This window comes from Nocardioides yefusunii (genome assembly GCF_004014875.1).
Classification (GTDB): domain Bacteria; phylum Actinomycetota; class Actinomycetes; order Propionibacteriales; family Nocardioidaceae; genus Nocardioides; species Nocardioides yefusunii.
Map to the genome: position 1 here is coordinate 1070644 of NZ_CP034929.1, position 21850 is coordinate 1092493.

At 68.7% G+C, this 21850-nt stretch carries 21 protein-coding genes; 16 read left to right on the forward strand and 5 right to left on the reverse strand.

Annotated elements, in window-relative coordinates:
• Positions 1 to 89 precede the first annotated feature (89 nt).
• The 7 genes from EOV43_RS04760 to EOV43_RS04785 all read left to right on the forward strand — a co-directional run bounded on the left by EOV43_RS04760 (position 90) and on the right by EOV43_RS04785 (position 5382).
• Entirely contained in the window at positions 90 to 845 is a 756-nt protein-coding gene (locus EOV43_RS04760; RefSeq protein ID WP_128219916.1) for a nucleotidyl cyclase domain-containing protein, read from the forward strand.
• A 46-nt stretch (positions 846 to 891) separates the two neighbouring features.
• Complete coding sequence (locus EOV43_RS04765; protein ID WP_128219917.1) at positions 892 to 1707, forward strand: SOS response-associated peptidase; 816 nt, start codon at positions 892 to 894, stop codon at positions 1705 to 1707.
• Positions 1704 to 2378, forward strand: coding sequence for an alpha/beta hydrolase family protein (locus EOV43_RS04770; RefSeq protein ID WP_239022235.1), 675 nt, complete (start codon positions 1704 to 1706; stop codon positions 2376 to 2378). The genes EOV43_RS04765 and EOV43_RS04770 overlap by 4 nt, the downstream gene beginning before the upstream one ends.
• 218 nt (positions 2379 to 2596) lie before the next feature.
• On the forward strand, positions 2597 to 3235 hold the full coding sequence (locus tag EOV43_RS04775) for a sigma-70 family RNA polymerase sigma factor (protein ID WP_128222152.1): 639 nt from the start codon (positions 2597 to 2599) through the stop codon (positions 3233 to 3235).
• Positions 3232 to 3492 carry a mycothiol system anti-sigma-R factor gene (rsrA, locus tag EOV43_RS04780; protein ID WP_128219918.1) on the forward strand — a complete coding sequence of 87 codons (261 nt, stop codon included), beginning with the start codon at positions 3232 to 3234 and terminating at the stop codon, positions 3490 to 3492. The genes EOV43_RS04775 and rsrA overlap by 4 nt, the downstream gene beginning before the upstream one ends.
• A 136-nt stretch (positions 3493 to 3628) precedes the next feature.
• A complete protein-coding gene (locus EOV43_RS15940) occupies positions 3629 to 3703 on the forward strand; it encodes a 50S ribosomal protein bL37 (RefSeq protein ID WP_369759046.1) in 75 nt (24 codons plus the stop codon).
• A 140-nt stretch (positions 3704 to 3843) separates the two neighbouring features.
• A complete protein-coding gene (locus tag EOV43_RS04785) occupies positions 3844 to 5382 on the forward strand; it encodes a sensor histidine kinase (protein WP_128219919.1) in 1539 nt (512 codons plus the stop codon).
• A gap of 35 nt (positions 5383 to 5417) precedes the next feature.
• On the opposite strand, the gene EOV43_RS04790 is transcribed toward EOV43_RS04785, so the two are convergent.
• A complete protein-coding gene (locus tag EOV43_RS04790; protein WP_128219920.1) occupies positions 5418 to 5669 on the reverse strand; it encodes a WhiB family transcriptional regulator in 252 nt (83 codons plus the stop codon).
• Positions 5670 to 5885: 216 nt separating this feature from the next.
• Between EOV43_RS04790 and EOV43_RS04795 the strand changes: the two genes are divergently transcribed.
• Positions 5886 to 6275 (forward strand): hypothetical protein, encoded by a 390-nt coding sequence (locus EOV43_RS04795; RefSeq protein ID WP_128219921.1) that lies wholly within the window; start codon positions 5886 to 5888, stop codon positions 6273 to 6275.
• A gap of 64 nt (positions 6276 to 6339) precedes the next feature.
• Here EOV43_RS04795 and EOV43_RS04800 read toward each other — a convergent pair whose 3' ends face one another.
• Positions 6340 to 7173: an RNA polymerase sigma factor SigF gene (locus EOV43_RS04800; protein WP_128219922.1), complete on the reverse strand. Its 834-nt coding sequence runs from the start codon at positions 7171 to 7173 to the stop codon at positions 6340 to 6342.
• Positions 7170 to 7586: an ATP-binding protein gene (locus tag EOV43_RS04805; RefSeq protein ID WP_128219923.1), complete on the reverse strand. Its 417-nt coding sequence runs from the start codon at positions 7584 to 7586 to the stop codon at positions 7170 to 7172. Before EOV43_RS04805 ends, EOV43_RS04800 begins: the two co-directional genes overlap by 4 nt.
• Positions 7587 to 7842: 256 nt before the next feature.
• On the opposite strand from EOV43_RS04805, the gene EOV43_RS04810 reads away from it, so the two are divergent.
• A complete protein-coding gene (locus EOV43_RS04810) occupies positions 7843 to 13320 on the forward strand; it encodes an ExeM/NucH family extracellular endonuclease (protein ID WP_164878725.1) in 5478 nt (1825 codons plus the stop codon).
• 316 nt (positions 13321 to 13636) lie between these two features.
• Here EOV43_RS04810 and sodN read toward each other — a convergent pair whose 3' ends face one another.
• Positions 13637 to 14038 (reverse strand): superoxide dismutase, Ni, encoded by a 402-nt coding sequence (gene sodN, locus EOV43_RS04815; RefSeq protein WP_128219925.1) that lies wholly within the window; start codon positions 14036 to 14038, stop codon positions 13637 to 13639.
• A gap of 53 nt (positions 14039 to 14091) precedes the next feature.
• Between sodN and EOV43_RS04820 the strand changes: the two genes are divergently transcribed.
• From EOV43_RS04820 to EOV43_RS04850, 7 genes are all read left to right on the forward strand, one after another.
• On the forward strand, positions 14092 to 14466 hold the full coding sequence (locus EOV43_RS04820; protein ID WP_239022236.1) for a S24/S26 family peptidase: 375 nt from the start codon (positions 14092 to 14094) through the stop codon (positions 14464 to 14466).
• Between the two features lie 86 nt (positions 14467 to 14552).
• The gene (locus tag EOV43_RS04825; protein WP_128219926.1) at positions 14553 to 15740 is read left to right on the forward strand and encodes an NAD(P)-dependent malic enzyme; all 1188 of its coding nucleotides are present in this window, start codon (positions 14553 to 14555) and stop codon (positions 15738 to 15740) included.
• A gap of 21 nt (positions 15741 to 15761) precedes the next feature.
• Positions 15762 to 16739, forward strand: a complete 978-nt coding sequence (locus tag EOV43_RS04830) for a zinc-binding dehydrogenase (protein WP_128219927.1) — start codon at positions 15762 to 15764, stop codon at positions 16737 to 16739.
• Positions 16736 to 17449: an SDR family oxidoreductase gene (locus tag EOV43_RS04835; RefSeq protein WP_239022237.1), complete on the forward strand. Its 714-nt coding sequence runs from the start codon at positions 16736 to 16738 to the stop codon at positions 17447 to 17449. Before EOV43_RS04830 ends, EOV43_RS04835 begins: the two co-directional genes overlap by 4 nt.
• A 112-nt stretch (positions 17450 to 17561) precedes the next feature.
• A complete protein-coding gene (gene gdhA, locus EOV43_RS04840) occupies positions 17562 to 18911 on the forward strand; it encodes an NADP-specific glutamate dehydrogenase (protein WP_128219928.1) in 1350 nt (449 codons plus the stop codon).
• Between the two features lie 158 nt (positions 18912 to 19069).
• On the forward strand, positions 19070 to 20092 hold the full coding sequence (locus EOV43_RS04845; protein WP_128219929.1) for an LLM class flavin-dependent oxidoreductase: 1023 nt from the start codon (positions 19070 to 19072) through the stop codon (positions 20090 to 20092).
• A 193-nt stretch (positions 20093 to 20285) separates the two neighbouring features.
• Positions 20286 to 21593, forward strand: coding sequence for a DUF1254 domain-containing protein (locus tag EOV43_RS04850; RefSeq protein ID WP_128219930.1), 1308 nt, complete (start codon positions 20286 to 20288; stop codon positions 21591 to 21593).
• A 66-nt stretch (positions 21594 to 21659) separates the two neighbouring features.
• On the opposite strand, the gene EOV43_RS15345 is transcribed toward EOV43_RS04850, so the two are convergent.
• The gene (locus EOV43_RS15345) at positions 21660 to 21836 is read right to left on the reverse strand and encodes a DUF6104 family protein (RefSeq protein WP_164878726.1); all 177 of its coding nucleotides are present in this window, start codon (positions 21834 to 21836) and stop codon (positions 21660 to 21662) included.
• Between the last annotated feature and the right edge of the window lie 14 nt (positions 21837 to 21850).

Below are 21850 nucleotides of genomic sequence, written 5' to 3' on the forward strand. Positions count from 1 at the left end.
GTCGCCCGGTGCGCCCGTCCCCTCGATGACAGCGTGTTCGGCCCCGGATTCAATTCCGGACGAACCCACAGACCCGCAGGAGGTGCGAGATGCGATTCTTCGCCCGCGGCGTCGACGGAGAGCCGACCTCGCCCGCTCCCCGGAGCACCTCAGGGCAGGTCCCTCCAGATCCGAGCCCGGTCGCACCCCGTGCGACGGAGGCGGTGCGCGAAGCTCTGGTGGCGTGCGAGAGCCCGTTGGCAGCCTGCGAGTCGTTGGGACGTGAACTGGCCCTGGACGGCGTCTCCGCAGCGGAGGCACTCTCCGGTATTCACGCCGCGTTCATGGAGACCGTCGGCACCCCACCTCCTTTCGACGCCGTGCGGTCCCTGGTCGTGGCGTGGAGCGAGACGACGCTGTCGGCGGTCAACACCATCAGTTGCGAGGACCCGCTCACCGGACTCGCCTCCCGTGCCCACCTGCGGACCCTGCTCGACACCTCGTTCCGTCGCCATCGGGCCGGGGGAGTGCATCCGCGTGAGAGCCACGCGCTCGTCGTGGTGGATCTCCCCGAGCTGACGGGCCAGGCCGTGGACCCGTTCGCGGTGACTCTCCGCGTGACGACCACCGGCGAGGTCATCCGTTCCGTCTTCGGTGGTGACGAGGTGGTGGTGCGGGTCCGTCGTGCCCGGCTGATCGCCCTCGTCGAACGCGACGACCGGTTGGGGCGTCGGGTCAAGGTGTTGCGCACGTTGATCCCCGGTGCGCTCGGACCCGGTGCGAGCGACGTCCGGATCTGGATCGAGGGCCTGCCGGCCACCGAGAGCAGTTGCGCCTTCCTCGTCGACGAACTCTCCCGCGGCTGACTCTCCCCGCCCATCAGTGTCGGCGCGTGGGCGTAGGTTGGGCGCCATGTGCGGCCGGTATGCGTCCTCGAGCAGTGCCGAGGACCTCGTCGATGAGTACGAGGTCGTCGAGAACCTGGTGCGGACACCGCTGCACCCCAACTACAACGTTGCCCCGACGACGCAGGTCCCGGTCGTCCTCGAGCGTCCCGACCGCGTCACCTCCGAGGGTCTCCACGTCCCCGGGGCGCGTCAGTTGCGGACCCTGCGCTGGGGGCTGGTCCCCGGGTGGGCCGAGGACGTCAGCGTCGGCGCGCGGATGGTGAACGCGCGCAGTGAGAGCGCTGCGACCAAGCCGGCCTTCCGGCGTGCGTTCAGCGCCCGACGCTGCCTCGTGCCTGCTGACGGGTACTACGAGTGGCAGGACCTCAGCAGGGACGGGGCTGGCACGGCTGGGGCGAAGGTGCCGAAGCAGCCGTGGTTCGTCCGCCCGGCCGACGGATCTCCGTTGACGATGGCCGGCCTCTTCGAGATCTGGCGCGATCCGGCCCTGCCGTCGGACCACCCGGACCCCTTCGTGTGGACCTGCACGGTGCTGACCACGCAGGCGACCCCCGACCTCGCCCACGTCCACGACCGGATGCCGTTGACGGTTCCCGATGACCTCCGTGACGCCTGGCTCGACCCGGCGCTCACCGATGTCGACGAGGTGGTGGCGTTGGTCAGGCCGGCAGGAGCGGGCACGATGACGGCTCACCCCGTCGCCCGGACCGTCAACAGCGTCCGCAACAACGGCCCCGACCTGCTCGCACCGCTCCCGGTGGAGAACGGCCGGGCCGCGGTGCCCGGGGAACAGTTGTCGCTGCTGGAGGAGGACCTGTGAACACGAACGCCCCCGAGGCGATGCGGGTCGAGACCCCGCAGGGCGAGGGCCGCCTGCACCTGCACCTCGTGCCCGGCGGTGCTGCGCCCGAGGCAGTGCTGCTGCTCAGCCACGGCGCCGGCAACGGTGTCGAGACCGCAGACCTGCAGGCCCTCGCCCTCGCGCTCCCGGCGCAGAACGTCGTCGTCGCACTCTTCGAACAGCCCTGGCGAGTGGCGGGGCGCAAACTCGCCACCCCACCCGCGACCCTCGACGTCGCCTTCGTGGCCGCGGCCGCAGCGCTCCGGGAACGCTTCGCCGACGTGCCGCTGGTGGTGGGTGGCCGGTCCGCCGGTGCCCGCTCGGCCTGCCGCACGGCCGACCAGGTCGGTGCCGTCGCGGCGCTCCCGCTCGCCTTCCCGCTGCACCCGCCGGGCCGACCGGAGAAGTCGCGCCTGGACGAACTGCGTCTGCCCAGCGCCGCTGGTCTGCCGACGCTGGTGCTGCAGGGGGAGCGCGACACCTTCGGCCGTCCCGAGGAGTTCCCCGACGACGTCGACCTCGCCGTCGTCCCCGACGGTGACCACTCCTTCCGGGTGACCAAGCGATCGGGTGTCTCTGCCGACGAGGCGCTGGCCGTGATCGTGGAGGCCACCCTGGAGTGGTTGACGCGCGAGGCCGCCGGGGCCTGATCGGACTCGTGCGCTGAGACCCATGTCTCGCCGCGTCCGCGGACGGCGGTGGGAATGAACCCGGGCCGGGGACGTGTTGTGCAGACGTGACCACGATGACCGCGCCCCAGCCCGGCGTCGTCGACCTCGCAGCAGAGCTCGACGGCACCACCGTCCAGCCCGCCCCGCCGACGCGACAGGACTCCCAGTCCACCGGTTCGACGCTAGTGTGGGACCCGATGAGTGACTCCGTGGTCGAAGAGACCGACACCCAGCGCGCCGAGCGGTTCGAGCGTGACGCCCTGCAGCACCTCGACCAGCTGTACTCGGCTGCGCTCCGGCTCACCCGCAACCCTGCCGATGCCGAGGACCTGGTCCAGGAGACCTTCGCCAAGGCGTTCCAGGCGTTCCACCAGTTCAAGCCGGGCACGAACCTGAAGGCGTGGATGTACCGCATCCTCACCAACACGTTCATCAACACGTACCGCAAGAAGCAGCGCGCGCCCCAGCAGTCGATGGCCGAGGACGTCGAGGACTGGCAGCTCGCGCGGGCCGAGTCGCACACCTCGGGCGGTCTCAAGTCCGCCGAGACCGAGGCGCTCGAGCACCTCCCTGACTCCGAGGTGAAGCAGGCGCTGCAGCGTCTCCCCGAGGAGTTCCGGCTGGCCGTCTACCTGGCCGACGTCGAGGGCTTCGCCTACAAGGAGATCGCCGAGATCATGGACACCCCCATCGGGACCGTGATGTCGCGACTCCACCGTGGCCGTCGTCAGCTGCGCGACCTGCTCAGCGACTACGTCCGAGAGAACGACCTGTTGCCCACCTCGACGGTGGACAAGGCCGCCGCCAAGGCCTCCAAGAAGGACGAGAAGGCATGAGTCACGACCACACCGAAGGCTGCGCCGACTACCTCGAGCGCATCGTGTACTTCCTCGACAACGAGCTCGACGACGCCGACTGCGACGCCGTCCGGAGCCACCTGGAGGAGTGCGGTCCGTGCCTGAGCAAGTACGACCTGCAGAAGACCGTGAAGTCGGTCGTCGCGCGGTCGTGCTCCGAGGTCGCTCCGCGTTCGCTGCGGGACCGACTGCTGGTGGAGATCCGTCAGGTCCAGGTCCGCATCACCAACGAATGAGCCGTTCGACGACGTCTGGTGCGTCGTCGTGACGGGTCGGGCGTGAGGTTCCGGGTGTCCGTTTCCCGGGGCTGATTAGCGTCCCCCACCTCTCGTTTGAGAGGATGGGTACCTCTGACATTCCAGGAGGAACACCATGGGCAAGACCGGCCGCAAGCGCCGCGCTCGTAAGAAGAAGGGCGCTAACCACGGTAAGCGCCCCAACGCCTGAGCGCGTAAGAGCATCGGACCCCCAGCTTCGGCCGGGGGTCCTCTGCATTTCCGCGCCATTCCGCGCCATTCCGTGCCGTCGGTCAGCCGAGGGAGTCCCTGACGCAGAGGGGGACGAGGTGGGGGCCTAGTGTGTGAAGTGTGCCCTCGCTGAACGAACTGGTACGAGCCCACACGACGCTGGACGCCGACGACGTGAACTGGCTGGACCGCCTCATGGCGGACTGGCAGATCATCGCCGACCTGTCCTTCGCGGACCTGGTGCTGTGGCTGCGTGACCACGAGGACCGCGGCTACTGGGCCGCGGCCCAGATGCGCCCCACCACCGGTCCCACCGCGCTCTTCGACGACGTGGTGGGAACCTTCCTGCCCGTGGGACGTCGCAAGATGCTCGACCAGGCGTGGGAGCAGCAGCGGTTGATCCGTGAGGGTGACCCCGACTGGAGCGAGGACGTCCCGGTCCGGGTCGAGGTGATCCCGGTGCGCCGTGGAGACCGCGTGATCGCGCTGATCGCGCGCAGCACCAACCTCCTCGGTGTCCGCACCCCGTCTCGCCTGGAACTCGCCTACGTGCAGACGGCCTCCGACCTCGCGCAGATGATCTCGCGCGGTCACTTCCCGACCGACGCCCAGCGCAGCGACGCCGCCGACACCCCACGCGTGGGTGACGGTTTCATGCGCGTCGACGCCGCTGGGCGCGTCACCTACGCCAGCCCCAACGCCCTGTCGGTCTACCGCCGCATCGGCCTCCAGGGAGACCTGGCGGGGATGCTGCTGGGCGACTTGACACGTTCTCTGGTGCCGTCGAACCGTCGCAACGACGAGGAGACGTTCAGCGCCGTCCTGAGCGGCAAGTGGCATCGGGACGCGGAGATCGTCACCGACGAGGTCTCCGTGATCGTACGGGCTGTTCCGCTGCGTCCTCGGGGTGAGCACATCGGTGCCCTGGTGCTGCTGCGCGACGTCACCGACCTGCGTCGTCGTGAACGTGAGCTGGTCACCAAGGACGCCACGATCCGCGAGATCCACCACCGGGTGAAGAACAACCTGCAGACCGTCGCGGCCCTGCTGCGCCTCCAGGCGCGTCGTATCGAAAGCCCTGAGGCCCGTGCAGCGCTCACCGAGGCCGTCCGACGTGTCGGCTCCATCGCGATCGTCCACGAGACGCTCAGTCAGGCCGTGGAGGAACACGTCGACTTCGACGAGATCGCCGACCGCTTGGCGCGGATGGTCTCCGACGTGTCGGCCGTCGACACTCCGGTGCGGATCCAGCGCCAGGGCACGTTCGGTCGTCTGACCTCGGAGCGCGCGACGGCGCTCGCGATGGTGGTCACCGAGGTGCTGCAGAACGCAGTGGAGCACGGGTATCCCGACCTCACCACCGACTCCGCCCCCGGCGCCGAGGGCGCAACGGGGGCGGCGAGCGGTGTCGACCTGCTGTCCGAGGGTGATCACGGACGCATCGTGCTGTCGGCGGTCAAGGCCGGCCAGCGACTTCACATCGAGGTCGTGGACGACGGTGTGGGTCTGCCTGACGGATTCAGCCTGGACGGTTCGACCAACCTGGGTCTCTCCATCGTCCGGACTCTGGTGGAGTCCGAGTTGGGGGGCCACCTCCAGATGGGAGAAGGCCCGCAGGGCGTGGGGACCCGGGTGGCTGTCGACGTTCCGGTGGACTGACCCCCCGGCTCAGGCCACGGACGTCGACGGGTGGTTCAGGCGGTGCGGACGCGAGCGCGGGCGTTGCGGCGCTTCAGCGCGCGACGCTCGTCCTCGGAGAGGCCGCCCCAGACACCGTGGTCCTGGCCAGCCTCGAGTGCCCACGAGAGGCACAGTTCGCGTACGTCGCACCGGCGGCAGACCTGCTTGGCCTCCTCGATCTGGAGGATCGCAGGTCCGGTGTTACCGATCGGGAAGAACAGCTCCGGGTCCTCGTCGAGGCAGGCAGAACGGTGACGCCAATCCATGGCTGAGGGTTCCTCATTCCTGGGGTTTGGGGGGAGAAGGCCGAGTTGGGGGTCGGTGGACCCCCTGTCGGGGCATGAGAACTGGGCGGGACACCGAGTCGTCCGCCACAGAGTGCATACCAATCTCCCAAGATATCGGACGTTTCACAACCCTTTCGGGGCGTCACGTGAGTCACAACTACAGTTGGTGATGTGAGCCCCGCATCTGGAGAAAATGTGATCGCCCCTCTCGGCAAGCGCCCCACGGGCGTGCCGTGGCCGCTCCGTGTGGCCCTGGCGATCGTCCTCGTCGAAGTCGTCGCCCTGGTCGTGCTCGGGGTGGCAGAGCTGCTCTCGCTGAACTCCGACCGCTTGGCGATGGGCCTCACCACCGCGCTCTTCTTCCTCGGCTGGGGTGCGGTCCTGGCGGCCTGCAGCGTCCTGATGTGGAAGCAGAACTCATCGGGGCGCAGCCTCGTCGTCCTGGGGCAGCTGATCCAACTGGGCCTTGCCTGGAGCTACCGCGACTCGACCCCTGACCTCGCCGGGGCGCTGGGCGCGACCGCGCTGGTCGTGCTGATCGGCGTCTTCTGGCGTAGCAGCCTGGCCTGGTTCGAGGAGGACTGAGCCCCACCCGAACCCCCGGGTCGCCCGGGGATCCACCGAGGAGGCACGTCGCCGGAGACGTCGCTCAGACGTCCTCGAGGATGTGCCTCATCTGTTCCAGGGTGCGGGCCAGCAGTCGTGAGACGTGCATCTGGGAGATGCCGACCTCGGCCGCGATCTGGGACTGGGTCATGTTGCGGAAGAAGCGCAGCACCAGGATCTGCCGCTCGCGGGGGCCGAGGCGGTCCAGGAGGGGCATCACCGACTCCCGGATCTCGACGTGCTCGAGGGCGTCGTCGTCGGCGCTGAGTACGTCGGCCAGCGACGAGCCGCGCTCGTCGTCGCTGTCGGTGGCGTCGAGGGAGAGGGTCGCGTAGGCGTTGCCCGAGGCGATGCCCTCCACGACCTCGTCGACGCTGCACCCGATGTGCTCGGCGAGCTCACGCGGCGTGGGGGAGCGGCCCAGGGTCTGGGAGATCTCGGCGGTGGCCGAGGTGATCTGCAGGCGCAGTTCCTGCAGGCGACGCGGAACCCGGATGGCCCAGCCGCGGTCGCGGAAGTGCCGTTTGATCTCGCCGATGACGGTCGGGGTGGCGTAGGAGGCGAACTCCACGCCGCGGGCCGTCTCGAACCGGTCGATGGACTTGAGCAGGCCGATGGTGCCGACCTGGGTGAGGTCCTCGAGCGGCTCGCCACGGTTGCGGAAACGCCGGGCACAGTGCTCCACCAGGGGGAGGTGGAGGTGGACCAGTTCTTCGCGGACGGCGGCATGCGCGGGGTCGGTGGGGGAGAGCGACTCCAGGCGGGCGAACAGGGCGGCGCTGGCGGCTCGTACCGCCTCGCCGGTGGAACGGGTGGGTGGCTGGGGGGGAGCGGGGTCGCCGTGGGTGGCGTCCGGCTCGTTGTCGGGGAGGGTCATCGCTCCAGCAGGTCCGAGAGGGCAGAGGTGACGGTGAGGGTGAGGGTGATGGTGTCGTCCACGGTGTCGTGGGTGCAGGTGTCCGCCAGGGTGTTGAGCACCTGCCAGGCGAACGAGTTGATGTCGAGTTCGGCCCCGGGGACCGTGGCGACGGTGAGTTGGGCCTGGATGAAGCCGGGCGCCAGCGTGAAGACGGTGTCGAGCGACGCCCGGGGCGCCGCAACCTCGAGCATGAGTGCGTCGGCCTCGCCGACCGCGATCCGAAGGTCCTCGACCTCGTCGATCGTGAAGTCGAGGCGTGCCGCGAGCCCGGTCGCGGTCGAACGCACCACGGAGGCGAAGGCGCTCTTGGCCGGAACGCTCAGGGTCACCCGGGCGGGCTCAGCGTCAGGGGTGTGCTGGACGTCGGTCATCGGGCGCTCCTCGGGTGCGTGCTCACCGCGACACTATGCGATCGGCGCGGTCCCGCTGATCTTGCCCTGAGCTCGGCCGGGCCGAGCGCGGGCTCGCGGGCTCCGGGGTGCCGGGGGAAGAGTGTGAGCACCGACACCACGCTGTTACGGGTCCGAGACCTACTGAAGGGTAGTTGTAACGGTTGGGGAACATACGATGGTCGCGGCCCGCCTGCGGCGGGACCACTTCCCCCTCAATCGTTGGAGAAACGACTTCATGCAACGTTCCTCACGGCGCCTGCCCGCAGCGTTGGCGACCGCCGTCGCTGCCGCAGGTGCCCTCACGCTGCCCGCGGCGCCCGCCCTGGCAGACTCGCCCACGCACCTGGTGATCAACGAGGTCTACGGAGGTGGCGGCAACAGCGGTGCCGTCTACACCCACGACTTCGTGGAGCTCTACAACCCGACCGCCAAGCCGCTCAGCCTGGCCGGAATGAGCCTGCAGTACCGCGCCGCGACCAGCGTCTCCGCGCCCGGCGCTTCCGGCGTCTTCGCGCTCCCCGACGCCACCGTCGCTCCCGGCGGATCGTTCCTGGTCCAGCTGTCGCCGGGCAACAACGCCTCCCTGCCGGCCCTGCCGAAGCCGGACGCGGCGTCGAGCGGCACCGCCATGAACCTGGCCGGCTCCAACGGCTCGATCTACCTGGCCCGCGTCACCACGCCGGTCAACCCCGGTGGTCCCCGTGCGGTGAGCCACGCCGACGTCGTCGACTACGTGGGCTTCGGCACCGCGAGCAGCTTCGAGGGCACCGGTCCGGCCAACGCACCCAGCAACAGCCTCTCGATCTCGCGCAAGATCGTGGGCGGCGTCGTCGTCGACACCGACGACAACGCTGCTGACTTCGCGCCCGCCGCCGAGCCGACCCCGCTTGCGGCTGACGCCGTGGCCCAGCCGCTCACGCTGGAGACCAAGACGCTCAACAGCAACGTCGGCCTCCCCTTCGGTCCCGTTGCGCTGACGCCCGCCGGTGGGACCGCCCCGTACACGATCTCAACGTCGACGCTGCCCGACGGCATCGTGTTCGACGCAGCGACCGGTCAGCTCTCCGGCACCCCCACCGCCGCCGGCGACATGAACGTGACCGTCACCGTGACCGACGCTGCCGAGCCGGCAGCGAGCGTCACCTCGGAGTTCACCTTCCGAGTCTTCCCGGCCGCGGTCGTCACGACCATCGCCGAGATCCAGGGCACCGGCGCCCGCTCGCCGTTCGCACCGAAGTCCGGCAATGACACCGGTTCCCAGATCGTTGCGGTCGAGGGCGTCGTCACTGCCGACTACTCCACCGGAGGGTTCAACGGACTCTTCGTCCAGACCGCCGGCACCGGTGGCACCTCGAAGACTGCCGACGCCTCGGACGCGATCTTCGTCTACTCCCGCGACTTCGCCGCCGCCGGAATCACCATCGGTGACTCCGTCCGCGTGACCGGCCGGGTCGCTGAGTACTACGACCACACCCAGATCAGCGCGCTGGACGGCGGCGTCGTCGAACTCGACGCACCGCTGGCCCCCGTCACCCCGCTGCAGACCGTCTGGCCCGCGACGGACGAGGAGCGCGAGACGCTCGAGGGCATGCTCCTCGACCCGCGCGGCGCCTACACCGTCACCAACGCCTACAGCGCCAACCAGTACGCCGAGATCGGCCTCGCCGCGGGCACTGAGCCGCTGAAGCAGCCCACCGAGCACGTCTCGCCGAAGGACACCGAGGCCGTCAAGGCCGTCCGGGCCGAGAACGAGGCCCGTCGGATCGGTCTCGACGACGGCTCGTCGCTCAACTACCTGGGCAACGCCGAGAACAAGTCCAAGCCGCTGCCGTACCTGACCAAGGCCGACGGTTCGGTCGAGGGCAACGTCCGTGTCGGTGCCCAGGTCACGTTCAAGCAGCCGGTCATCCTGGACTGGCGCAACAGTGCGTGGAAGTTCCAGCCGACCCGTCCGGTCACCACCAACGGTGCCGACGTGGTGGCCTTCTCCGACGAGCGCGCCACGAACCTGGCGCCGCGCAACGTCGGTGGCGACCTCAAGATCGCCTCCTTCAACGTCCTGAACTACTTCCAGACCACCGGTGAGGCCTACGCGGCCAGCGGCAAGGAGCAGAAGCCGTCCCAGGACACGCACTGCACCTACTACACCGACCGCGGTGGCAACCGCATCACCAACAACTCCTGTGGTGTGAAGCAGCCCGGTGAGACCTACACCAGCAGCAACCCCAATGACGGCCGCGGTCCCCGCGGCGCCGCGACCGAGGCGTCGCGTGCGCGTCAGGAAGCCAAGCTGGTCAACACCATCAACACCCTCGACGCCGACGTGATCGCGCTCGAGGAGGTCGAGAACTCGATCAAGCTGCCCGGCGGCACCAACCGTGACGCGGCACTGGCCAACCTCGTGCGCCTCCTCAACGAGGCGAACCCGGGCACCTGGGCGTACGTCCGCAGCCCGGGCTCCGCGCTGACCTCTGCGGCGATCGCCGAGCAGGACGTCATCCGTTCGGCGTTCATCTACAAGAAGGAGTTCGTGGAGACGGTCGGTCAGTCCGACCTGTTGCTCTTCACCGACGAGTTCGCCAACGCCCGCGAGCCGCTGGCCCAGGCCTTCAAGGCCAAGGGTGCTCCGGATTCCGACGCGTTCGCCGTCATCGGCAACCACTTCAAGTCCAAGGGCGACAACTCCGCTCCCGGCGCTCCCAAGGCCAGCGGCGACAACGCTGCCGACGAGCTCACCGGTGTCGGCGCCTTCAACGGCGACCGCGTCCGGGCGGCTGCCCGCCTGGTGAAGTTCGCCGACGACTTCGCCGCCGAGCGCGGCATCGGCCCCGTCTTCCTGGCTGGCGACTTCAACGCCTACGCCAAGGAGGAGCCGCTGGAGAAGCTCGCCGAGGGTGGCTTCACGCCGATCGCCTCCGACGAGGAGAACGACCACTCCTACTCCTACGACGGTCTCTCCGGTTCGCTCGACCACGTCCTGGGCAACGCCGAGGCCATGAAGATGGTCACCGGATCCGACGTCTGGCAGATCAACGCCAACGAGTCGGCTGCGTTCCAGTACAGCCGTCACAACTACAACGTCGTCGACTTCTTCCAGCCCGAGCTGCCGTTCGCCACGTCGGACCACAACCCGCACGTGATCGGCATCAAGGTCCCCGAGTTCGCGTCCACGAGCCACAAGAAGGTCGCGGTGCTCGCCACCAACGACTTCCACGGCCGTCTCCTGCCCGACGCGGGCAGCGCCGCCGGGGCCGCTCCGTTCGCTACTGCGGTGGACGAGCTGCGCGAGCAGAACCCGAACAGCGTCTTCGTCGCTGCCGGTGACCTCGTGGGCGCTTCGACGTTCGAGTCCTTCATCCAGAAGGACGAGCCGACCATCGACGCCCTCAACGCCATGGGCCTCGAGGTCTCGGCTGCCGGTAACCACGAGTTCGACCGCGGCTACGAGGACCTCGTCGGTCGCATCAAGGACCGCGCCGACTGGGAGTACATCGCCGCCAACGTCGTCGAGCCCGAGGGCCGCGACGAGCTCGCCGAGACCTGGACCACGGTCCGCGACGGCGTGAAGATCGGTTTCGTCGGTGCCGTCACCGAGGACCTTCCCTCGCTGGTCAACCCCGACCTGATCGAGGGCGTCCAGGTCACTGACGTCGTCGAGGCCACCAACGCGGCTGCCGCGAAGCTCAAGGCGGACGGCGCTGACATCGTCGTCCTGCTCGTCCACGAGGGTTCGTCGTCGTCGTCCTGCCTGTCGCCGACGTTCACCGACAGCGCCACTGCCTTCGGCAACATCGTCGCCAACACGTCCGCCGACGTCGACGCGATCGTCTCGGGCCACACGCACCTGGCCTACAACTGCCGCTTCCCCGTCGAGAAGTGGGCGGACGAGAAGCGTGACGTGACCAAGCGTCCCGTCGTCTCGGCCGGTCAGTACGGCACGAACCTCAACGAGATCGTGTTCACCTTCGACACCGAGACCGACGCCCTGGTGGGCGTCGACTCCGAGGTCATCGCTGCTGCCGGTGTCGGCCACGCCCCGCGTGCCGACGTCGCCGAGATCGTGGACGCTGCCGTCGCCCACGCCGACGTCGCCGGTGCCGAGGTCCTCGGTGTCATGGACGCCGAGGCCAACCGCGCCGTCTACACCGCAGGCGGTGCGGCCGTGGAGAACCGTGGCGGAGAGTCCGTCCTGGGCAACCTCGTCGCCGAGGCCCAGCGGTGGGCGACGGCCGAGGCCGGTTTCACGACCGACATCGCATTCATGAACCCCGGCGGTCTGCGCGCGGACATGCCCGGCACCGCCAAGGGCGACCTGCGTGAGCTCTCCTACCGCGAGGCCGCCGACGTCCAGCCGTTCGCGAACACGCTGGTCAACATGGACCTGACGGGTGCTCAGATCAAGACGCTGCTCGAGCAGCAGTGGCAGCGCAACGCCCTCGGTGGCGTTCCGAGCCGTCCGTTCCAGCGCCTCGGTGTCTCGAACGGTTTCGTCTACACCTACTCCGAGACCCCGCAGCGCGTGGCCGTCGCCAACGCTGCACCGGTCGACACCTTCGTCGGCGCCGTGACGGGCATGTGGCTCAACGGCGTCGCGATCGAGGCGGACAAGACCTACTCGGTCACCGCCAACTCGTTCCTCGGAGCGGGTGGAGACAACTTCTGGGCGTTCGCCGACGCCAAGAACGTCGTCGACACCGGCAAGGTCGACCTCGCCGCGATGGTCGACTTCATGGCTGCGCACGACGCGTCCAAGCCGCTGAAGGTCGACCGTTCCCAGCGCGGTGTCCAGGTCCAGTTCCCGGCCGACGCCCCGGCTGAGTACAAGTCTGGCGACACCGTCGCCTTCGGCATCAAGTCCTGGGCCATGACGGCCGACGGCGACCTGGTCGACTCCGAGGTCGTCGTCAAGAACGGCGACGTCGAGTTGGGGCGCTTCGCCCTCACCAACGACCGCGCCACCGCGCCGTACGACACCGCAGGAACCGCTGCGGTCTCCTTCGAGCTCCCGGCGAACGTCGAGGGCCTGACCCTGGTCGGCGACAGCACCGGCACCACGGTGCCGCTCGTCGTCCCGATGCCGACGCCGGTCACCCCGACCCCGACCCCGACGCCGACGCCGACGCCGACGCCGACGCCGACGCCGACGCCGAAGCCCGTGGCCACCCGTCTCACCGCGAAGGCCGTCACGGCCGTCTACGGCGCGAAGATCACCGTCCCGGTGACCGTCACGTCCGGTGCCACCGGCCGCGTCGAGCTGCGTCGGGGCACCCAGGTGCTCGGTTCGGCCGCCATCGTCAAGGGCCGCGCAACCATCACCGTCCCGGCCGGCAAGGTCCGCCCGGGCAAGTCCGTGCTGACGGTCGTCTATGCCGGCGACGCCGGCCACACGGCCGCCCGCGCCTCGATCACGCTGACCGTGAAGAAGGCTGCGGCCAAGGTCAAGGTGACCGCTCCGAAGAAGGTCACCCTCGGTTCGGGCAAGGCCACCGTGCGTGTCACCGTGACCCGTGCCGGAGGGGCCCGAGCCACCGGTTCCGTCGTCGTCAAGGCGCCGGGCCAGAAGGCACGCGTCGTGAAGCTGAAGCGCGGCACCGTCACGCTGAAGCTCAAGCCCTTCGCGAACGCAGGCAAGAAGCGCGTCGTCATCACCTACCGCGGTGACGCGCTGACGTCGAAGAAGAAGGTCGTGAAGGTCGTCCGCGCCGTGCGCTGACCCGACACGCCACACGCACCACCCAACGCAGCAGGGCCCGTCCCGGATCACTCCGGGGCGGGCCCTGCTCGTCGTCTCCACCCCGCGCCGACGCCTGGGTCGAGAAGTGGCCGTAACTGTGCAGTTGCGCGTCGTGGGAGGCTCTCGGAGCCCTCTGAGCGCACAGTTACGGCTCAGTTGCTCCTGAGCAGTTCCCGAAGCACAAACGCCGCCCCGTCGCAGCACGTGCTGCGACCGGGACGGCGTTCGTGGAGAGAACGGCGGGTCAGTGACCTGCCAGCCTCGGCTCAGTGACGAGCGGGCTCGCCACTCAGGCTCAGGCCTTCTTCGTCTCCCAGAAGATCTCAGCGATCTCGTCGATCTTGGCGAGGAGCTGGTCGGCGACCTCGGCGTTCAGGCCACCCTTGGTGCCACCGGCGCCAGCAAGCTTGGTGGCGTCGTTGATGAGGGTGTGCAGGTTCGGGTACTTCTCGAAGTGCGGAGCCTTGAAGTAGTCGGTCCACAGGATCCACAGGTGCTTCTTGACCTCCTCCGAGCGCTGCTCCTTGATCAGGATGGCGCGGGTGCGGAAGTCGGCGTCGTCGGAGGCCTCGACCTTGGCGATGAGAGCCTTGATCGACTCAGCCTCGATGCGAGCCTGGGCGGGGTCGTAGACGCCGCAGGGCAGGTCGCAGTGGGCGGAGACCTCGACGGTCGGAGCGAAGAGACGGGAGAACATCCGTTTTCCTCTCGGTGGTGATGCATTGACTGGTTCCTGTGAGACTACTCGGCGTGAGCGCACAGGGAAGCGGGGGAGGCCACGTGTTCGGATTCGCCCGCGTCGTGGGGCGTTCGATGGAGCCGACTCTGCACGCCGGAGACCGCCTGGTGGTCCGGTACGGCTGTGACGTCCGACCCGGCGACGTCGTCGTCGTGCGTTTCGTCGACGGGACCCTCGCGGTCAAGCGTGCGGTCGAGGTGCGGATCGATCGTCGTGGGGAGCCGGGCTGGTGGGTGCTGAGCGACAACCCCGCCGAGGGCATCGACTCCCGTCACCGGGGCGTCGTCCCGTCCGCCGACGTCCTGGCGCGCGTTCTGTGTCGAGTCTGGCCGAGCCCGCGGACCGCCCGTGGACTGGCTGCGCCGGGGGCGGACGCGCGCACATGATCACAGGTCAGGGCTGGTTTCGGCACCCCTTGTCCCGCATCCGGACGCTCTGTTGAAGGCTGCAGGATCGTGTGAGACTCGCCGGCATGGTGAGCCCTGAACTGTCCACGCACCCCCTGGCCGGTGACCCGGTCTTCGACCTCCACGTCGGTGGAAAGCTCGAGACCGTCTCCCGGGTCAGGCTCGCAGGAGCCGACGAACTGTCGCTGGCCTACACCCCCGGTGTGGCCCGGGTCTGCACCGCGATCGCCGAGAACCCTGCGCTGACGCAGGAGTACACGTGGGTCCCCAACGTCGTCGCCGTCGTCACCGACGGCACCGCCGTGCTCGGCCTGGGCGACATCGGCCCGGCCGCAGCGATGCCGGTCATGGAGGGCAAGGCAGTCCTGTTCAAGGAGTTCGGCGGCGTCGACTCCGTCCCGATCTGTCTGGCCACCACCGACGTCGACGAGATCGTCGAGACCGTCGAGCGGATGGCTCCCTCCTTCGGTGGCATCAACCTGGAGGACATCTCCGCGCCGCGCTGCTTCGAGATCGAGGCGCGCCTCAAGGAGTCCCTCGACATCCCCGTCTTCCACGACGACCAGCACGGCACCGCAGTGGTCGCCCTCGCCGCCCTGACCAACGCCCTCACGGTCACCGGCCGCACCCCGGCCGAGACCCGCGTCGTGATCTCAGGGGCCGGAGCCGCCGGCGTCGCGGTCGCGAAGATCCTGCTCGGCGCCGGGTACGCCGACATTGCCGTCCTGGACCGTCAGGGCGTGCTCAGTTCTGAGCGATCTGACCTGACGCCGATCAAGTCCGAGATCGCACGTGCCACCGCCGACAACTTCCTGCGCTGCGGCTCGCTCGCCGACGTGATGAAGGGGGCCGACGTCTACATCGGCGTCTCCGGCGGTTCCGTTCCCGAGGAGGTCGTCGCTTCGATGGCAGAGAACGCGATCATCTTCGGCCTGGCCAACCCGACCCCGGAGGTCCACCCCGACCTCGCGCACAAGTACGCAGCCGTGGTCGCGACCGGACGCTCCGACTTCCCCAACCAGATCAACAACGTGCTGGCGTTCCCCGGCATCTTCCGGGGCACCTTCGACGTCGGCGCGCGTTCCATCACCGAGGGCATGAAGCTCGCGGCCGCCGAGGCGCTCGCCGGGCTCGTGGGCGACGACCTCAGGGCAAATCACATCATCCCCTCGCCCTTCGATCCCCGTGTCGGACCTGCGGTCGCTGCCGCGGTCGCCGAGGCTGCCCGTCGGGACGGGGTCGCGCGAAAGTAGGCACCAGATAGTCTCGGCGCCATGTTCGCCGTCTACGCCTCGTCGTTCGCCGCCCGCGACGCTGTCGACCCGCTGAGTGGTCTCGTCCTGGGGGAGCGCCCTGACCCGGTCGCCCCCGAAGGCTGGACGACCGTCACGGTCAAGGCCGCCTCCCTCAACCACCACGACCTGTGGTCGCTGCGCGGCGTTGGGCTGCGCGAGGAAGCGCTGCCGATGATCTTGGGCTGCGACGCTGCAGGCATCGACGAGGACGGCAACGAGGTGGTCGTCCACGCCGTCATCTCCGACCCGTCCTGGAGCGGCGACGAGACCCTCGACCCGAAGCGTTCGTTGCTCTCGGAGCGTCACCAGGGAACGTTCGCCGAGAAGGTCGTGGTGCCGCGACGCAACGTCGTCGCGAAGCCGGCCGGGCTCTCCTTCGCTGAAGCAGCCTGCCTGCCGACGGCCTGGCTGACCGCCTACCGGATGCTGTTCACCCAAGGTGGCCTCAAGCCCGGTGACACGGTGCTCGTACAAGGCGCCGGCGGCGGTGTCGCCACCGCGCTCATCACCCTCGCGCGCGCGGGCGGGCTCACCGTCCTGGCGACCTCCCGCGACGAGGCCAAGCGCCAGCGCGCCGTCGAGATCGGCGCGCACCAGGTCTTCGAGTCCGGCGCCCGTCTTCCGGTCAAGGTGGACGCCGTGATGGAGACCGTCGGACGCGCGACCTGGTCGCACTCGATTCGTGCGCTGCGTCCCGGCGGCAAGATCGTCATCTCCGGCACCACGTCCGGGCCCAACCTCGACGACGCCGAGCTGACCCGCATCTTCTTCCTGCAGTTGCAGGTCATCGGCTCCACGATGGGCACCCGCGAGGAACTTGCTGCCCTGGTGCGACTCCTCGACGCCACAGGGACTCGCCCGCTGATCGACCGCGAGATCCCGCTCGCCGACGCCCGGGAGGGCTTCGCGGCGATGGCTGCCGGCGACGTCTTCGGGAAGATCGTCTTCACCCAGTGACGCCCCGCATCCACGTCCTCACCGGGGCGGGAGCGGGCATCGGCCGCGCTCTCGCCGCCATGCTGCTGAGCCGTGGCGACACCGTCGTCACGGTGGCTCGGTCCGCAGCCCGTGCCGACGAGGTCCGAGCAGACCTCGCGGACGCTGGGCCGGGGGAGTTGGTCGTCGAGGTCGCCGACCTCGGCGACGTCGCGCAGGTGGAGCGTCTGGGTGCTGAGATCGCCCAGGCCCATCCGCGCATCGACTCGCTCGTCCACTGCGCCGGCGTCGTTGAACTCGGACGGGTCGCGGACCTCGACACAGCATCGTGGCTGAGTCAACTGAATGTGAATCTCACCGCACCCGCGTTGCTTTGTCGGGACCTGATGACCAACCTCCGATTGGCCCATGCAACCGTGGTCATGGTGAATTCCGGGGCAGGCAGGGTCGCAAACCCTGACTGGGCCGGATACGCCGCCTCCAAGCACGGGTTGCGGGCTCTGGCCGACGCACTCCGCGCCGAGGAGGCAGGAACAGGCGTGAGGGTCACCTCGGTGTACCCCTCGCGCACAGCAACAGACATGCAGGCGAAGGTCCACCTGCAGGAAGGTCGCCCCTACCGGGCGGCCGACTGGATGCAGCCGAGCTCGGTGGCAGCGTCCGTGCTTCACGTGCTCGACCTCCCGGTCGACGCAACGATCCCGGACCTCACGATCAGGACGTCGACGTAGCCGTCCTGGGACAAGCGGAGAGACGTCAACGGTGCCGTCTCCGATTCCGTGAACCAGCCCGGCGTGGCCGTTGCCACGCGCATCCCCCTTGCACGATCGAAAGAGCCCTTTCATGAAGCCCTTGCACCCCGCTCTCGAGCCCGTCTACGCCGACGTCCTGCGTCGCAACGCCGGTGAGATCGAGTTCCACCAGGCCGTCTACGAGGTTCTGGAGTCCCTGAACCCCGTCGTCGACAAGCGCCCCGAGTACGTCGACGCCTCGATCATCGAGCGCATCTGCGAGCCCGAGCGCCAGATCATCTTCCGTGTGCCGTGGACCGACGACGCCGGCCGTGTCCACATCAACCGTGGTTTCCGCGTCGAGTTCAACTCCGCGCTCGGCCCGTACAAGGGTGGCCTCCGCTTCCACCCGTCGGTCTACCTCGGCATCGTGAAGTTCCTCGGCTTCGAGCAGATCTTCAAGAACGCCCTCACCGGCATGCCCATCGGTGGCGGCAAGGGTGGCTCCGACTTCGACCCCAAGGGTCGTTCGGACGCCGAGATCATGCGTTTCTGCCAGTCCTTCATGACCGAGCTGTACCGCCACCTCGGCGAGTACACCGACGTCCCGGCCGGTGACATCGGTGTCGGTGGCCGCGAGATCGGTTACCTCTTCGGTCAGTACAAGCGCATCACCAACCGCTACGAGTCCGGCGTCCTCACGGGCAAGGGCTTCAGCTGGGGTGGCTCGCAGGCCCGCACCGAGGCGACCGGTTACGGCACCGTCTTCTTCGCCCGCGAGATGCTCGCCGCCAAGGGTGAGAACTTCGACGGCAAGAAGGTCACCGTGTCGGGTTCCGGCAACGTGGCCCTCTACGCCGTCCAGAAGGTGCACCAGCTCGGCGGCACCGTCGTCGCGATGTCGGACTCGTCGGGCTACGTGATCGACGAGCAGGGCATCGACCTCGACCTCATGCGTGAGATCAAGGAGGTCCAGCGCGGCCGTATCTCCGAGTACGCCGACAAGCGTGGCGCCCACGTGAAGTTCGTCCAGGGCGGTTCCATCTGGGACGTCCCCGTCGACGTGGCTCTCCCGTGCGCCACCCAGAACGAGCTCGACGAGAAGGCTGCCCGCGCCCTGGTCTCCAACGGCGTGAAGCTGGTCGCCGAGGGCGCCAACATGCCTTCCACCCCCGGCGCCGTCGCCGTCTTCCAGGGTGCTGGCGTCCTCTTCGCCCCCGGCAAGGCCGCCAACGCCGGTGGCGTTGCGACCTCCGCCCTGGAGATGCAGCAGAACGCTTCGCGCGACAAGTGGAGCTTCTCGCACACCGAGGAGCGCCTGGACGCCATCATGACCGGCATCCACGCCCGCACCCTCGCGACGGCCGACGCCTACGACGTCCCCGGTGACTACGTCGCCGGCGCCAACATCGCAGGTTTCACCCAGGTCGCCGACGCCATGCTCGCCATGGGTGTCATCTGATCACCAGCACCACCTGTGCGGCCCGCTGAGGGCTCCGCACCGCACGAAGGCGCCGTTCCTCCGGGGACGGCGCCTTCGGCGTTCTGTGCCCGCCAGGGGGCGTGGGGGAGTCGAGACGGTGCGGGAACAACTGCACGGCGTCGAGCCTTGAAGCAGACGTGAAGAGAATCGGATTCCTCAACTTCGGTCACTGGAGCGAGGCACCTGGATCGCAGGTGCGCACTGCCCAGGACACGTTGGTGCAGTCGATCGAGCTCGCCGTGGCCGCCGAGGAGGTGGGCATCGACGGTGCGTACTTCCGTGTCCACCACTTCGCCCGCCAGCTCGCGTCGCCGTTCCCGCTGCTCGCCGCGATCGGTGCCCGGACCTCGAAGATCGAGATCGGTACCGGCGTGATCGATATGCGCTACGAGAACCCCATGTACATGGCTGAGGACGCTGGAGCTGCCGACCTGATCTCGGGTGGCCGGCTCCAGCTCGGCATCAGCCGGGGATCACCGGAGCAGGTCATCGACGGCTGGAAGTACTTCGGCTATGCCCCGGCCGAGGGCGAGAGCGAGGCCGACATGGCTCGCCGTCACACCGGGGTCCTGCTCGAGGTGCTCAAGGGCAAGGGCTTCGCCCAGCCCAACCCGCGCCCGATGTTCCCCAACCCGCCCGGTCTGCTCCCGTTGGAGCCGCACTCGCCCGGTCTGCGTCAGCGCATCTGGTGGGGTGCGGCCGGCATCGAGACGGCTCGGTGGGCCGCTGCGCAGGGCATGAACCTGATGAGCTCGACGCTGGTCGCCGACGAGTCCGGGGAGCCGTTCCACGTCCAGCAGCGCAAGCAGATCGAGGCCTACCTCGAGGAGTGGAACAAGCACGACCACGGCTTCGCCCCGCGGGTCTCGGTGAGCCGTTCGATCATGCCGATCACCACCGACACCGACCGCATGTTCTTCGGTCGCGATGCCAACTCGCGTGACCAGGTCGGGCAGATCGAGGCGGACCTGCGGGCCGTCTTCGGGCGTTCCTATGCCGGGGAGCCTGACGCGCTCGTCGAGCAACTCCAGGACGACGAGGCGATCCAGTTGGCCGACACCGTCCTGCTGACGGTGCCCAACCAACTCGGCGTCGAGTACAACGCACGGCTGCTGAAGACCGTCGTCGACGACGTCGCGCCCGGTCTCGGCTGGCGCTGACTCGAGGCCTCGGCCGCTCAGGAATGTGCGGAATATGTCGTCGGCACGCTGCTGAACGAAATCTTCCGCACATTCTTCGCCACCTCATCTCCGGAGGGCGGTTCCGGCCCTGCATCGGAGCCCCCGACGCCCTGTGCTCCGTACGTTGCGGGGACGGCTGGTCGTCGGTGACCGCCCGAGGTGAGGAGAGAGCGTGTCGGTGTTGTGGAGCGACCTGCGGACACTAGCCCGCGAGGCGTACGTCTACCTGTACCCGTTGGTGACGATGGAGATCTCGCGGAGGCAGGCGACCTGCCTGCCGGCGGACTCCAAGCCGGGGTTCGGCCCACCCAACGGGTTCCGGCACCTGCGGACCTTCCCGCCCGCCGATTTCAGGGCCGTGGTGCGGCCCAACTTCGACACCCTCTACGCGAACGCCTGGCTCGACCTCACCGAGGGCCCGGTCCTGTTGCACGCTCCCGACACCGACGACCGTTACTACATGCTGCCGATGCTGGACATGTGGACCGACGTCTTCGCCACCGTCGGCAAGCGAACCACCGGCACGGGGGAGCAGGACCACGTCGTCGTCGGTCCGGGGTGGACCGGTGAACTACCTGAGGGCGTGCCCGTGATCCATGCACCCACGCCGTATGCATGGATCATCGGCCGGATCCAGACCAACGGTCCCGCCGACTATCCGGCCGTGACTGCGCTCCAGGACCGATTCTCCCTCGAACCCGTCGGTGGTCCCCGCGAGTACCCCGTCGACGCGACGTTCGAGCCGGAGGTGGAGGCACTGACACATGCCAACGCGCTCTCGGCGATCGACTTCTTCAGCCTCGCCGCAGAGACCTTGAAGCGCGTCCCGCCGCATGCAACGGACTTCTCGGTGCTGGCCCGGATCGCACAGATGGGAATCGTCCCTGGACGCTCCTTCGACGCCACCGGTTTCGGGCCCGATGAGCTCTCCGCACTGCAGACAGGGGCGACGGAGGGACTGCAGCAGATGATCGCTGACGTTCCGCGTCTCGGCACCGAACGCAACGGCTGGACCAACTTCTCCGACACCATCGGCGTCTACGGCAACGACTACCGGTCCCGGGCCGGCGTCACGCTCGCAGGTCTCGGCGCCAACCCGATGGACGACGCGATCTACCCGTTGCTGGTCGCCGACGCCGACGGCGAGCCGATCGTGGGGGAGCGCGACTACGTCCTGCACTTCGACGCCGATGCGCTCCCGCCGGTGGCGGCGTTCTGGTCGGTGACGATGTACGACGAAGAAGGATTCCAGGTGGGGAACGAACTCGACCGGTTCGCCCTCGGCGACCGCGACCCGTTGACGTACAACGCCGACGGATCCCTCGACATCTGGATCAGCCACACGAACCCCGGCGCGGAGAAGGAATCCAACTGGTTGCCCGCTCCCACCGGGCCGCTCGGGATCAACCTGCGCCTCTACGCACCCCACAGCGACGCCGTCACCGGACGGTGGTGGCCGCCGGCCGTGCGTCGAACCTGAGACCGCCGGAGAATGGCACAGGGCCCCGACACCGTGCGGTGTCGGGGCCCTGATGCGACTCCGTGCTCAGTCCTCCGGGTCGTCCTCGCGCGCCAGCCAGGTGGCCAGACGCTCGACGGCGACCTCGAACTCAGGGTGAATGTCGGTGAACTCCTGGAGACGGTCGGCGAGCCACGCGAGCGTGACTTCCTCGTCACCCCGACGCTTCTCGAGTTCCTCGATGCCGCGATCGGTGTAGTACATCAGACGTCCTTCCT